This is a genomic window from Chryseobacterium salipaludis, assembly GCF_022968825.1.
Lineage (GTDB): Bacteria > Bacteroidota > Bacteroidia > Flavobacteriales > Weeksellaceae > Kaistella > Kaistella salipaludis.
The window spans coordinates 233,061-245,629 of sequence record NZ_JALHKS010000001.1 but is presented as its reverse complement, the minus strand read 5'-3'; the positions used below and the strand labels follow the sequence as shown (position 1 = coordinate 245,629).

At 44.3% G+C, this 12,569-nt stretch carries 15 protein-coding genes; 13 read left to right on the top strand and 2 right to left on the bottom strand.

Going from position 1 to position 12,569, the window contains the following annotated elements; translation table 11 throughout:
• The first annotated feature begins 6 nt into the window (after positions 1-6).
• The 3 genes from MVI27_RS01080 to MVI27_RS01070 all read left to right on the top strand — a co-directional run bounded on the left by MVI27_RS01080 (position 7) and on the right by MVI27_RS01070 (position 1,312).
• On the top strand, positions 7-405 hold the full coding sequence (locus MVI27_RS01080) for a hypothetical protein (RefSeq protein ID WP_246958823.1): 399 nt from the start codon (positions 7-9) through the stop codon (positions 403-405).
• A gap of 30 nt (positions 406-435) precedes the next feature.
• On the top strand, positions 436-1,062 hold the full coding sequence (locus MVI27_RS01075) for a DUF1684 domain-containing protein (protein ID WP_246958822.1): 627 nt from the start codon (positions 436-438) through the stop codon (positions 1,060-1,062).
• Between the two features lie 94 nt (positions 1,063-1,156).
• Positions 1,157-1,312 (top strand): hypothetical protein, encoded by a 156-nt coding sequence (locus tag MVI27_RS01070; protein ID WP_246958821.1) that lies wholly within the window; start codon positions 1,157-1,159, stop codon positions 1,310-1,312.
• On the opposite strand, the gene mtaB is transcribed toward MVI27_RS01070, so the two are convergent.
• Both mtaB and MVI27_RS01060 read right to left on the bottom strand, forming a co-directional pair.
• The gene (gene mtaB, locus MVI27_RS01065) at positions 1,309-2,658 is read right to left on the bottom strand and encodes a tRNA (N(6)-L-threonylcarbamoyladenosine(37)-C(2))-methylthiotransferase MtaB (RefSeq protein WP_246958819.1); all 1,350 of its coding nucleotides are present in this window, start codon (positions 2,656-2,658) and stop codon (positions 1,309-1,311) included. The two genes, MVI27_RS01070 and mtaB, sit on opposite strands and share 4 nt — an antisense overlap.
• Before the next feature lie 88 nt (positions 2,659-2,746).
• Positions 2,747-3,142, bottom strand: a complete 396-nt coding sequence (locus tag MVI27_RS01060) for a hypothetical protein (protein ID WP_246958817.1) — start codon at positions 3,140-3,142, stop codon at positions 2,747-2,749.
• Between the two features lie 91 nt (positions 3,143-3,233).
• On the opposite strand from MVI27_RS01060, the gene MVI27_RS01055 reads away from it, so the two are divergent.
• From MVI27_RS01055 to MVI27_RS01010, 10 genes are all read left to right on the top strand, one after another.
• A complete protein-coding gene (locus MVI27_RS01055; RefSeq protein WP_246958815.1) occupies positions 3,234-4,040 on the top strand; it encodes a DUF3667 domain-containing protein in 807 nt (268 codons plus the stop codon).
• Positions 4,041-4,169: 129 nt separating this feature from the next.
• A complete protein-coding gene (gene prfB, locus MVI27_RS01050; protein ID WP_246958814.1) occupies positions 4,170-5,282 on the top strand; it encodes a peptide chain release factor 2 in 1,113 nt (370 codons plus the stop codon).
• 64 nt (positions 5,283-5,346) lie between these two features.
• Positions 5,347-6,018 carry a DedA family protein gene (locus MVI27_RS01045; protein WP_246958813.1) on the top strand — a complete coding sequence of 224 codons (672 nt, stop codon included), beginning with the start codon at positions 5,347-5,349 and terminating at the stop codon, positions 6,016-6,018.
• A 172-nt stretch (positions 6,019-6,190) separates the two neighbouring features.
• Positions 6,191-8,476 carry a TonB-dependent receptor gene (locus tag MVI27_RS01040; protein WP_246958811.1) on the top strand — a complete coding sequence of 762 codons (2,286 nt, stop codon included), beginning with the start codon at positions 6,191-6,193 and terminating at the stop codon, positions 8,474-8,476.
• Positions 8,477-8,479: 3 nt separating this feature from the next.
• A complete protein-coding gene (locus tag MVI27_RS01035; protein WP_246958810.1) occupies positions 8,480-8,959 on the top strand; it encodes a thioredoxin family protein in 480 nt (159 codons plus the stop codon).
• 83 nt (positions 8,960-9,042) lie between these two features.
• Complete coding sequence (gene tpx / locus MVI27_RS01030) at positions 9,043-9,540, top strand: thiol peroxidase (RefSeq protein WP_246958809.1); 498 nt, start codon at positions 9,043-9,045, stop codon at positions 9,538-9,540.
• Positions 9,541-9,650: 110 nt separating this feature from the next.
• Entirely contained in the window at positions 9,651-10,061 is a 411-nt protein-coding gene (locus tag MVI27_RS01025) for an SRPBCC domain-containing protein (RefSeq protein WP_246958807.1), read from the top strand.
• A 76-nt stretch (positions 10,062-10,137) separates the two neighbouring features.
• On the top strand, positions 10,138-10,554 hold the full coding sequence (locus MVI27_RS01020) for an SRPBCC domain-containing protein (protein ID WP_246958806.1): 417 nt from the start codon (positions 10,138-10,140) through the stop codon (positions 10,552-10,554).
• Positions 10,555-10,632: 78 nt separating this feature from the next.
• Complete coding sequence (locus tag MVI27_RS01015; RefSeq protein WP_246958804.1) at positions 10,633-11,514, top strand: LysR family transcriptional regulator; 882 nt, start codon at positions 10,633-10,635, stop codon at positions 11,512-11,514.
• Positions 11,515-11,582: 68 nt separating this feature from the next.
• The gene (locus tag MVI27_RS01010; RefSeq protein ID WP_246958802.1) at positions 11,583-12,527 is read left to right on the top strand and encodes a YeiH family protein; all 945 of its coding nucleotides are present in this window, start codon (positions 11,583-11,585) and stop codon (positions 12,525-12,527) included.
• Positions 12,528-12,569: the final 42 nt, after the last annotated feature.

Sequence of the window (12,569 nt, the reverse complement as noted above, 5' to 3'; positions counted from 1 at the left end):
ATCCAAATGATTAGAAACGAAACAATAGCTCCGGTGAAAATTGCACCGGAGCTTTTACATGAAATTCAGAATCAGACTTTGCAGGAGAAGCAGGTGATTGTGCACTGCAAGGTTAAAAATGCTTCGATGGAGGATCTGCTGATCAGAATCTGGCCCACTACTTTTTTGGTTGACCGGGTCAGCGGACATCGCAGTAAACTGGTGCATCATGAACATATTACGCTCTACCCGTACTGGACTTTGCTGCCCGGTGGCGTTGGTTATACTTTTACCTTAATTTTTTCCGGGCTGCCGGACAACTGTACTTCTTTCGATCTGCTCGAAGATATTCCACAGGAAGGCGGCTTTTTTGTTCCCGCTATTACGCGAAACAATACCGATATTTACAATGTAGACCTCATATAGCATATCATAAATTTAAGCTATTTTTAATACATGAAAAAAAGTAGCTTTTTATTTTGTATTTCGGTGCTTTTAATGTCGTTGACTTCCTGCGCGACCGCCCGCCACCATTCGTATGAAGACGAAATAACAGCCTTCCGTCAGGAACTAAACGCTTCCTTTCGCGATTCCGCGCACACGCCTTTGCGTGGCCGGCACCTGAAAGAATTTACAGAATTGCCTTTTTTTCCTGTGAATAAAAAATATGCGGTGCAGGCGCATCTGAAGCGAACGCCTGAAGCGCTGCCTTTTGAAATACCTACGTCCAGCGGACAGAATAAAAAGTTCAGGAGCTTTGGTATTGCCACGTTTTTGTTGGATGCAAAAGAATATCAGCTTACGTTGTATGAAAGCCTGAAACCCGATGGCACCGTGCGCGATGCGACCTCACTCTTTTTGCCTTTCCGGGACCTGACTAATGATGAGGAGACTTATGGTGGCGGCCGTTATCTGGACATTAAAAAATCAACAGGAAAAACAGTAATGATTGACTTTAATAAAGCCTATCATCCGTATTGTGCTTATAATGCTTTCGATTACAGCTGTCCACTGGTACCTGCAGAAAACAGGCTTGCCGTTGCCATTCCGGCCGGTGTGAAATACGAAAAGAAATATTACTAGGCCATTGCCTTAAGAATAATTCTCACGCAACGATTCAGCAGATACAATATGGTTCAGAAATTGCAAGTTATTTTTTAACTAAAAAAAATAAAATATGGAACCGTCTAAAAAAAATAAACCCGCGCCCATTGTTATTATCGGGATTGTAGCCATTATCATTGCCATCATTTCTTACTTCATTCTGGGGCCTTTCTTTAATGATTATTTTAATGAACTGCCTACAGGAGATGTGCAACCGGTAGAAAATTAAACCCGGGCCAGAAAATCTTCGAACGCGGCGGCTACTGTTACAGTGCCGTCGTTGTCCATTTTGACTAATTTTAAATTTTCAATCTGGTTCACACTGTCCGGGTCGAAAGGTTTTTTCACACGAACATAATTGCTGCTAAAGCCCAGCATGTAACCATCCTTATTTTCATGTTCCCAAAGGACGGGCTGCACCGTGCCCAGCTGACTTTCATAGAAAGCGTGTTTCTTCTTTTCGGACAGGATGCGCAGCATTTTATTTCTTCTTTTCCGTTCAGGGATGGGAACCACCTGATCCATCTCTGCAGCTTCTGTATTTTCTCTTTCGGAGTAGGTGAAAACATGCAGATAGGAGATCGGAAGCTCCTGAATAAAGCGGTACGTTTCCATAAATTTTTCTTCCGTTTCACCGGGGAAACCCACAATCACATCAACGCCGATGCAGGCATGCGGCATCACTTCTCTGATTTTTTCAACGCGGTTTCTGTATAAAGAAGTCAGGTAACGACGCTTCATCTTTTTCAGAAGATCGTCGCAGCCACTTTGCAGCGGTATATGAAAATGCGGCACGAAACGGCGGCTGTTCGCTACCAGATCAATGCTTTCGTCTTTCAATAGGTTGGGTTCAATCGATGAAATGCGGATGCGCTCAATCCCGTCCACTTTATCCAGTTCCTGAATTAAATCCAGAAAGGTGTGCTCATGTTTCTTATTCCCGAACTCTCCCTTGCCGTAATCACCGATATTCACACCGGTTAGTACGATTTCTTTAATATCACGTGAAGCAATTTCACGCGCATTGCCAACTACGCTGGCGATGGTATCACTTCTGGAAATTCCTCTGGCGAGCGGAATGGTGCAGTACGTACATTTATAATCACAGCCATCCTGCACCTTCAGAAAGGCGCGTGTGCGGTCACCGATGGAGTAGGAGCCGATAAAAGTATCAGCAGCCTCAATCTCGCAGGAATGAATGACACCGTGGCTGGTGGTTTTCTGCAAATCATCGAGATAGCTCAGTATATTAAATTTTTCTTTTGCACCCAGAACCAGATCCACTCCCTCGATCCCGGCAATTTCCTCAGGTTTCAGCTGTGCATAGCAACCTAAAATTACCACCAAACCATCTGGGTTGGCTTTCTGTGCACGTTTTACGTGGAATTTGCACTCGCGGTCTGCATTATCAGTTACAGAGCAGGTATTGATCACATAGACATCCGCACGCTCATCAAAGCTTACCTTATCATAACCGGCACCGGTCAGCTGGCGCGCGATGGTAGAAGTTTCAGCGAAGTTAAGTTTACAGCCAAGTGTATGAAAAGCAGCAGTTTTCGGGATTAAATTCTTCATAATACTAAGGCCGCAAATTTACGGATTATTTTTTGTCCTAATTTATGGAGGCGGCGGCAAAGCGTTTACAAGTAACTGACATAAGTCATTACCGGTACTCGTCCCGAATTTCATCACTGCCCAAAAAACAGACAGGAGAAGCATTTTCAGGTTCACCTGGTGTTTTTCCTTTTCGATCACTTTCTGCAAACTTTGACCTGGCGTGCAGTTGCCCGGCCACAAAAGCGCAAGCTGCTACCAGCAGGAAATTTTCAGAATCATCGGATTTTTTATTATCACATAAATGTTCCTCCATTTTACTCGATAAGATCTTCCAGACTGATGTAATCTGATCAAGGCTCTTAAGTTCCAATGAAGACCTTTTTAATCCGGCCATCTTCGCAAAAGGTTCCGGAATCTGCAGTTCTATATCAGCAGGCGCTAACTGAGCCAGGGCCGTATCGCCTGTATTTTTATATATTTTAAAAACTTCGTGGATATCCATTTCGTCTTAAAGGTACTAAAACTGAAAATAGTAGGCTGTGCGGCAGGCATTTAGCAAATAAAATATTTAAATTTGATAAAAACCTAACACCATGTCTCCAGTACATATCCGCTGCCGGAACTGTAGCCAGTCTTTACATCTGCAGCAGAAATTTTGCCATGAATGCGGACAGCGTACCGATACGCACAGAATCGACTATCATTTTCTGGTGCATGAAGTGCAGCACGGGGTTTTTCATGTGGATAAAGGAATTATTTACACCCTGAAGGAGCTGCTTATCAAACCCGGGCACACGATCCGTGAATATGTGGTCGGCAAACGGAAAGACCACTTTGAACCTGCCTTACTCATCATGGTTTTGGCTACTGTTACTATTTTGCTGAATCATTGGTTGAATAGCGGTGCGGTGCTTCTCCAGGGAAAAGTTGAACTAAGCCAGTCGGCGGAGGCGGTCGATCTTTACCAGAAACAGGTCGTTAAAACTGCTCAGTCGGTTATTCATAACGTGTCTGCCGTAATGGAGTGGATCAACAGTCACTACGCTGTGAGTGCGTTGCTGATGGTTCCGTTGCTGGCGTTTTGCTTATGGCTGGTGTTCCGGCCCTACCGACAGATCTTACCGGAATGGCTGGTTATTTTCACCTTCATCACGGGACAGGGAATGTTTCTTTATATAATGTTGATGCTGCTGCACAAACAATGGCTGGATCTTAGTTTTCTTTTTTTTCTATTAATAAATATATACATCATCTGGACCGTCACGCAGTATTTTTCTCCCAAGCCACGGGTGCAGACGGTCGTAAGAACAGTGGGAGCTTTGGCTTTGTATTATACGGTTCTCTTATTATCCATTATTGTTTTTGTACTGACTGTTGTGTTCAACAGTACGCGGTCCTAAAGTCAGGATATTGTTCGGATTCAATGATTGAGGATAAGAATAGTTCCGAACTATAATCACGGCCTTTACTGTCAGATTCCGGTTCAATCTCTGCTGTATTCCATGCGGAAAAAACAGTAAATTTGCAAAATGACGAACAGCGACCAAATAAAAGACGCCCAGCAAAGAATTGCAGAACTCTATAAATTTCTACAGATCGAAAGAAAAAAAGTAGAAATCGCGAACGATGAAGAAAAAACACTGGCGCCTGAATTCTGGGATCAGCCCAAGGAAGCAGAAGCTTTTATGAAACAACTCCGATCCAAAAAGAAATGGGTGGATGATTACGAGGAAATTTTCTCGCGGTTTGAAGATGTTCAGGTTTTGCAGGAATTTGCAAAGGAAGATCCTGAGTCCGCTGCAGAACTGGACGAAGCGTTTGCGGTGCTGCTCGAAAAAATCGAAAACCTCGAGTTTAAAAATATGCTCTCCAATGAAGGCGACGAACTTTCCGCCGTGCTGCAGATTACGGCCGGTGCCGGCGGCACTGAAAGCTGCGATTGGGCCGGCATGCTGATGCGAATGTACACCATGTGGGCTGAGCACCAGGGTTACAAAGTAAAAGAACTCAACTTCCAGGAAGGTGATGTGGCTGGTGTGAAGACCGTGACACTCGAAATTGATGGTGAATTTGCGTTTGGTTATCTGCGCGGCGAAAACGGCGTTCATCGCCTGGTGCGTATTTCTCCGTTTGACTCCAATGCGAAGCGTCATACGAGCTTTGTTTCCGTCTACGTGTATCCGTTGGTCGACGATACAATTGAAATTCATATTAATCCGGCCGATATTTCTTTTGAAACCATGCGTTCCAGCGGCGCGGGTGGCCAGAACGTGAATAAGGTAGAAACAGCCGTCCGTCTTCGTCATGCGCCAACGGGAATTATCATTGAAAACTCGGAATCGCGTTCACAGCTTCAGAACAAGGAAAAGGCAATGCAGTTGCTGCGGTCCCGCCTGTATGAGATTGAGCTTGAAGAACGTATGAAAGCCAGAAATGAAATTGAAGCCAACAAAATGAAGATCGAATGGGGCAGCCAGATCCGAAATTACGTGATGCATCCGTACAAACTGGTAAAAGATGTTCGGTCCGGCTACGAAACTTCGGATGTGGATTCGGTGATGAACGGCGAGCTCACACCTTTCCTCAAAGCTTTCCTCATGGCCGATGGAACGGCGGTTTCCGACGAGGAAGACAGTCTTTAAACTTTAGTAAACTTTAACAAATTATCACGCCCGGCCGGCGGCCGCTTTTATTATCTTTGCGCGTATGGAAAATTTCGAGAGCTGGAAGGATTTACTCAATCCGGAGTTTTATATTAAGATGGGTGGATTTTGGCTCATCTTATTTATTGTCTTTGCAGAAACGGGTTTATTTGTCGGCTTTTTCCTACCTGGCGACAGTCTTCTTTTTGTGTCCGGTATTTATGCCGTCGATATTATCAGGGAAACTTTCGGCTCCACCGGCAGTGATTTGCTCGATACTACCATTTTAGCTTCAGCTGTTTCGCTCGCAGCCATTATCGGAAACGAGATTGGGTACTGGTTTGGCATTAAGGCCGGTCCTGCGCTGTATAAAAGAGAAGATTCTTTCCTTTTTAAAAAGAAATACCTTTTCCAGGCTCATGATTTTTTTGAGCAACATGGTGCCCTGGCGGTGATTATGGCGCGCTTCCTTCCTATCGTACGGACTTTCACGCCGATTGTTGCGGGAATTGTGAAAATGGATAAAAAAAGATTTTTGGTTGATAATATCATCGGTGCGGTGCTTTGGTCATTCTCGCTTATTTTTGCCGGGCATTATCTGGATGCTTTATTTAAAAATCAGTTTGATATTGATTTGAAATCACATCTGGAGATGATAATTATCATCATTGTGCTGATTACCACCCTCCCGATTATTATTAAATTTTTCTTCGGCGGCAAGAAAGAAGAGGCATAACACAGTAAGCCTTAACAATATAAAAAAAAGCAGTTTCGTTCGGAGCTGCTTTTTTGTTGTTTTTATTCTGACTTATAATCATAAAATACTTTAAATATTATAATTAAAAATAATTGTTAGATAATACTAACCTTGTTACTTTTACATTTGAAACGTAAAATGATAGTTTTATATGAAAAGAGTAGTGTTCTCTGTAGTGGCTTTGGCAACCGCCGGAATTTTTCAGGCGCAGACTTCTTCTATTTCCGGCACTTTAACTGCAGAAGGTGAACCTAACGTAGCAGTGGGTGTTTTTTTAGACGGAACAGATTATGCCACATTTACTGATAATGAGGGTCTGTACCGTTTTGACAGTATTCCCGCCGGGACTTATAAAATAAAAGCGCGCATCGAAAGTCACCAGCCTTTCAGTAAATCCATCACCGTTGCTGAAAATGAGCAGGCGGCTTTAGATATTAATTTAAAGTCAAATGAAAAAGCCACGGACATTGAAGATGTTGTGATTACGGGTACAATGAAAGCTGTGCGCAGATCCGAAAGCCCGGTAGCCGTGGAAGTGTATTCGCAGACTTACTTTAAGAAAAACCCGACGCCTAATATATTTGATGCCTTGCAGAATGTGAACGGCGTGAGGCCGCAATTGAACTGCAATATCTGCAGCACGGGCGATATTCACATTAATGGCCTGGAAGGACCTTACACCATAATTCTCATTGACGGTATGCCCATCGTCAGCTCACTGGGAACGGTCTACGGATTATCCGGGATTCCGAACTCACTCATTGAGCAGGTAGAGGTTGTGAAAGGGCCGGCTTCTTCTTTGTACGGAAGTGAAGCAGTAGGTGGTTTAATTAATATCATAACCAAAAACGCCAAGACCGCGCCCAGATTCAGCGCCGATTTATTTTCGACCACCTGGGGAGAATATAACACCGATTTAGGATTTAAGTTTAGCCTCGGCAAAAATGTAGATGTGTTGACGGGAATTAACTACTACAATTACAGCAATCCGATTGATAATAATAATGACAACTTCACCGACGTCACCCTGCAGCATCGCATTTCCGTCTACCAGAAGTATAATTTTAACCGTCGCGACAGCAAATTGTTCAGCATAGCGGGACGTTATATGTACGAAGACCGGTGGGGCGGTGAAATGAACTGGAAAAAATCCTACCGCGGTGGTGATGAGGTATATGGTGAAAGTATTTACACCAGCCGCTCCGAAGTTTTCGGGAATTACCAGTTGCCGGTATATGAGAAAATGTTCTTTGGGTTTTCTTTTGTAAACCACGATCAGGACAGTCGCTATGGCACCGAATCCTATATTGCCAACCAGAAAATTGCCTTTGGTCAGTTAACCTGGGATAAAAAAATCGGCCGCCACGACCTGCTTGCGGGTACAGCCTTGCGGTACACGTATTATGATGATAACACGCCCGGTACTTCTGATGCAGATGGCGTAAATCAGCCGGAAAAAACATTCCTGCCCGGTGTATTTATTCAGGATGAAATTACACTGGCAGAAAGGCATAAATTATTGCTGGGCGCCCGATATGATTACAACAGCATTCAGGGAAATATCTTTACGCCGAGAGTTGCCTACAAATGGACACTCAATCACAGCGATGTCTTCCGCCTCAATGCCGGGACTGGTTTCCGGGTGGTGAACCTTTTCACGGAAGAACATGCCGCGCTAACTGGTGCGCGCGAGGTGGAAATCCTCAGCGATCTGAAACCAGAGCAGTCGTATAACGTCAACCTGAATTATATTAAAAAAATCTTTTTGGATTCCGGCAGTATGATCGGTTTGGATGCGTCTGCGTTCTTTACGTATTTCACGAACAGAATTGTGCCGGATTACGAAACGGATCCGAACAAGATTATTTATAATAATATCGACGGTCACGCCATCAGCAAGGGACTTACCCTAAATGCCGATCTGAACTTTGCCAACGGCCTGAAGTTTATTTTGGGCGCAACCTTAATGAAAAATACCATTACCACCGAAGGAGAAACTACGCACCAGATCCTGACGGAGAAGTTTATGGGAACCTGGGCGGTATCCTACAAAATACAGCCCTGGCAGCTTACGATTGATTACACCGGAAATATTTACAGCCCGATGCGCCTGCCACTGCTGAGTGATTTGGACCCGCGGAAGCCGTATTCACCGTGGTGGAGTATTCAGAATATCCAGTTTACCTACGGCGGCAGGAGGAACTTTGAATTCTATGCGGGTGTAAAAAATCTTTTGAACTGGACACCGAACAAAGGGAATCCGTTTATCATTGCACGAACAGAAGACCCCTTTGATAACAACGTCGTTTTCGGTCCGGATGGCCAGGTGATCCAGACACCGGACAACCCATATAAATTAACCTTTGACCCGGAATATGTGTATGCACCCAATCAGGGCATCCGCGGTTTTCTGGGAATTAAATATCATTTTAAATAAAGTATGAAAAATCGCTGTTTTCATTTAACACGAAACCTGCTGTTCCTGCTGCTGTTTTCCGCGGCAGTCAGGGCGCAGCAGCATCCTGTGGAGATCGTAGTGCAGCAAACGCAGAAAGCATCCAAACCAGTGGTGCTTTTTCTGCATACGGATTGGTGCAATTACTGCAAAGCCATGCAGAAAACTACTTTTAATAATCCTGAGGTTAAAAAGCTGCTGACGGAGGATTATTATTTTGCAAAACTGGATGCAGCGGAAAAACAGCCTATTTATTTTGGAAGTGAGCTGTACGAATATAAACCGACCGGTGTGGGCAGCGGCTACCATGAGCTGGCTGCAAAATTAGCAGAACAGGAGGGCGAAGCCGGCTATCCGGCTTTGCTTATTTTAACCCCCGATCTCAAGGTTATTTTTCGGTACAATGGCTTTCTGAAAGCTTCGGAACTGGCTGAACTACTTAGAGAAGTCAAGATTAAATCCTGATATTTTAAGAATTGTTTAACGGCTGTTGGCTCGCTTTTCTGCGCTGTAAGCCTTATATTTGAAGAACATTTAAAAAAAATATCATGGCAAAAATTACATTACACGGCGATTCGGTTACCACTACCGGCGAACTTCCCGAAAACGGAACCAGCGTAAAATCTTTTGAACTGGTAGATACAGATTTAAAAAACAGAACACTGGATGAGTTTTCCGGCAAGAAAATCATTTTTAATATTTTCCCCAGTATTGATACCGGTGTTTGTGCCGCAGCTGCTCGTGAGTTTAATGAAAAAGCCGGCGACCTGGATAATACGGTAGTTATTAATGTTTCCCGCGACCTGCCGTTTGCGCTCAAGCGTTTTTGTGCTGCAGAGGGACTGGATCATGTGGAAACCTTTTCCGATTTCCGAGGAAGTTTTGGCGAAGATTACGGTGTAACTATAACCGATTCCCCGATGAAAGGCCTGCTGAGCCGCGCGGTGATTGTTACCGATGAAAATGGCAAAGTAGTATATTCCGAACAAGTTTCGGAAATTGCACAGGAACCGGATTATGAGAAAGCGCTGGAAGCAGTGAAATAAGTACTGCAGAAAGTACTCAACAATAAACCTTGCCCGGAAATGGCAAGGTTTTTAGTATGGTTATGCACAGTTAAAAGGAGCATTGTACTATATTAAATTAAATAAAACTTATGGAAACTATTCAGCTGGAAATTACAATACTGAAACCGCTCGAAACGACCTGGAACGCCTACACTGATACAGAGGAAATCAAAAAATGGTTTCGTCCTACCGATGATTGGGAGTGCAGCAAAGCCGAGCATGACTTCAGGGTGGACGGGCATTTCCTGTATCAAATCGAACACAATGGCGATTACACGCGAGAGTTTGAAGGGATTTTTACAGAGATTGAACCACAGCGCAAAATAAGTCTTCGCCTTACCGATGGCCGCGAAGCGGTAACCACCATGCGGCAGGCAGATCCGTCAACTACCGTGATCAATACTGAGTTTCAGCCGGATCCGCGAAATATGCGCAGTATGGAGTATGATACCTGGTACGGATTGCTGTATCACCTGCAGAAATACCTGGAGGAAAAGTAAGCATTCCGCGTGTAAAAACACAATAGCTTATAGGTTATTTAAAAAATATTCTGTATTTTTAGCGAAAACAATCAGAATGGAACCTATTACTATTAAAATTACAATATTGGAACCGTTGCAGAAAGTTTGGGATTATTTCTATCATCCGAAGCATATTATGAAGTGGAATTTTGCAACACCCAAGTGGCATTGTCCCAAAGCTTCCATTGATTTCCGGGTGGGTGGCCACTTTAATTATCGCATGGAATACCGGGATAAAAGTTACGGATATGATTTTGCCGGCACGATCGAGGAAATCAGAGAAAAGGAATATGTACGAACAAAACTCACCGACGGGCGCACCGTGGAAGTGTTCTTCAATGAGCTGGATCCGGAAATGACAGAAATTGTGCAGATCTTTGAGCCGGAACATAAATACTCCCGCGAAATGCAGCGGATGGCTTGGTATGCGATCCTGGACCGCTTTCATAAGCATGTTGAAAATGCTAAATAAGCTACAGCAGCAGAATAACTTTTATTAATAATGAACCGACGGGCTGAAACAGTAGTTTCAGCTTTCACATGTTAAGATATGCGGGATTACCGGTTACAGGTCTTTTATACTGTGGCGCAGCGCCTGAGTTTCAGCCGTGCTGCCGACGAGCTGGATATTTCGCAGCCTGCCGTGTCCCGGCACATCCGCGAACTGGAGAAAGAGTATCAGGTCCGGTTGTTTGACCGCAGTGCCTCTTCTATCCGCCTGACGGCGGCAGGAAAGGTGTTGCTGAGATACGCAGGTGAAATATTTTCACGCTACCGTCAGCTGGACGCTGAAATGGCCGCTTTACAAAATCAGCAGGGCGGCGTCTTGAAAATCGGTGCCAGCTCTACGGCCGGGCAATATATCATACCTGAATTTCTGGCCGCTTTCAGAAAAGACCATCCCTCGGTACAGGCAGAACTTTCCACTGGGAACAGCCAAAAGATAGAACAACTGCTGCAGAATAGCTCTGTCAATATCGGAATTGTGGAGGGCAACAGCCGCCGCGCGGAATTGGAGTATCAGCCTTTCCTGCGGGATGAAATTGTGCTTTGTACGCGTGCTTCCAATCCGGTGAATCCCACGGTAACACTTTCAGAGGTTCGGCGTTTTCCAATGGTTTGGAGAGAAGCAGGTTCGGGCTCGCTGGAGGTCATCCACAAAGGGCTGTCTTCCCATCAGTTAAAAAGTTCTGATTTCCACACGGAAATTGTTTTGGAGAACACCGAAAGTATAAAAAACTATCTCCTGTACTCAGATGCTTTCGCCTTTCTTTCAGTAGCCGCAATGGTGAAGGAACTGAAAAATAATACGTTAAAAATCGTTGATGTGGAAGATCTCGTCATCGAACGATATTTCTATCTCGTTCGTAAAAAAGCGGACAGAAACCCGCTCGCAAATCTGTTCTTTAACTACCTCCCCCATAACCTGTAGTTATTGGTGATAGCTACTTGTATTAGGTAAAAGCAACTGCATTTCGGAGCTTTGTATAAAATTATTTTATGCAAAAGATATCATCAAATCTCACCCTGAGTTGGTCCGGATTTTTGTTTATACTGCTCGCTGTGTTTTGCCTCACACCCTACGTTTCGCCACCGATTGCTTTACTGATGGGTATCATCGTGGCGCAGGTGCTTCGTCACCCGTATGAAAAACTGGCGAAACGGTCTATTCATTTCTTGCTGCAGTTCTCCGTGGTTGGTCTCGGTTTCGGCATGAATGTAACGGCAGCGCTACAGGCTGGCAGTGAGGGATTTATGTTTACCGTTGTTTCCATTCTTGGTACCTTAACTTTCGGGTTGTTGCTGGGTAAGATCTTAAAAATCGAAAAGATTATTTCCTACCTGATTTCCGGCGGTACGGCCATTTGTGGAGGAAGTGCAATCGCTGCCTTAACGCCGGTGATTCGCGCCAATGAAAAACAGGTCAGCGTTGCCTTAGGTGTTATATTTATATTAAATAGTGTCGCGCTGTTTGTGTTTCCGGCTGCCGGTCATTTTCTGCACATGTCACAGAATGATTTCGGCCTGTGGTGCGCGATCGCCATTCATGATACGAGTTCTGTGGTTGGTGCCGCAGCGAAATATGGTGATGAAGCTCTGCAGGTGGCTACCACCGTAAAACTGGCGCGGGCACTGTGGATTATTCCTTTGTCCTTAATAAGTGCCGGAATCTTTAAAAGCAAGGATGCGAAAATCAAAATCCCTTATTTCATCGGACTTTTCGTGGTGGCCATTTTGGTGAATACTTACGTACCGGGTGTGCAGACGATCAGCCCGTATATCGTAATGATTTCTAAAGCCGGCTTAACCTTAACCTTGTTTCTGATCGGCAGTGGCCTGTCCTGGACATTATTAAAAGCGGTAGGTCATAGGCCGGTGGTGCAGGGAACGATTCTGTGGGTTGCTATTTCTGTTCTTGCGCTTGCGGCTATTCTTTACTTTTAGGTTAAAAATATGAGTTCTAAATAGAGTGTTAGCAATAAATTT

Bases quoted from the DNA above. Each gene is read 5' to 3' on its own strand.
- MVI27_RS01080 (WP_246958823.1), top strand. From the start codon at position 7: ATGATTAGAAACGAAACAATAGCTCCGGTGAAAATTGCACCGGAGCTT.
- MVI27_RS01075 (WP_246958822.1), top strand. From the start codon at position 436: ATGAAAAAAAGTAGCTTTTTATTTTGTATTTCGGTGCTTTTAATGTCG.
- MVI27_RS01070 (WP_246958821.1), top strand. From the start codon at position 1,157: ATGGAACCGTCTAAAAAAAATAAACCCGCGCCCATTGTTATTATCGGG.
- mtaB (WP_246958819.1), bottom strand. From the start codon at position 2,658: ATGAAGAATTTAATCCCGAAAACTGCTGCTTTTCATACACTTGGCTGT.
- MVI27_RS01060 (WP_246958817.1), bottom strand. From the start codon at position 3,142: ATGGATATCCACGAAGTTTTTAAAATATATAAAAATACAGGCGATACG.
- MVI27_RS01055 (WP_246958815.1), top strand. From the start codon at position 3,234: ATGTCTCCAGTACATATCCGCTGCCGGAACTGTAGCCAGTCTTTACAT.
- prfB (WP_246958814.1), top strand. From the start codon at position 4,170: ATGACGAACAGCGACCAAATAAAAGACGCCCAGCAAAGAATTGCAGAA.
- MVI27_RS01045 (WP_246958813.1), top strand. From the start codon at position 5,347: ATGGAAAATTTCGAGAGCTGGAAGGATTTACTCAATCCGGAGTTTTAT.
- MVI27_RS01040 (WP_246958811.1), top strand. From the start codon at position 6,191: ATGAAAAGAGTAGTGTTCTCTGTAGTGGCTTTGGCAACCGCCGGAATT.
- MVI27_RS01035 (WP_246958810.1), top strand. From the start codon at position 8,480: ATGAAAAATCGCTGTTTTCATTTAACACGAAACCTGCTGTTCCTGCTG.
- tpx (WP_246958809.1), top strand. From the start codon at position 9,043: ATGGCAAAAATTACATTACACGGCGATTCGGTTACCACTACCGGCGAA.
- MVI27_RS01025 (WP_246958807.1), top strand. From the start codon at position 9,651: ATGGAAACTATTCAGCTGGAAATTACAATACTGAAACCGCTCGAAACG.
- MVI27_RS01020 (WP_246958806.1), top strand. From the start codon at position 10,138: ATGGAACCTATTACTATTAAAATTACAATATTGGAACCGTTGCAGAAA.
- MVI27_RS01015 (WP_246958804.1), top strand. From the start codon at position 10,633: ATGCGGGATTACCGGTTACAGGTCTTTTATACTGTGGCGCAGCGCCTG.
- MVI27_RS01010 (WP_246958802.1), top strand. From the start codon at position 11,583: ATGCAAAAGATATCATCAAATCTCACCCTGAGTTGGTCCGGATTTTTG.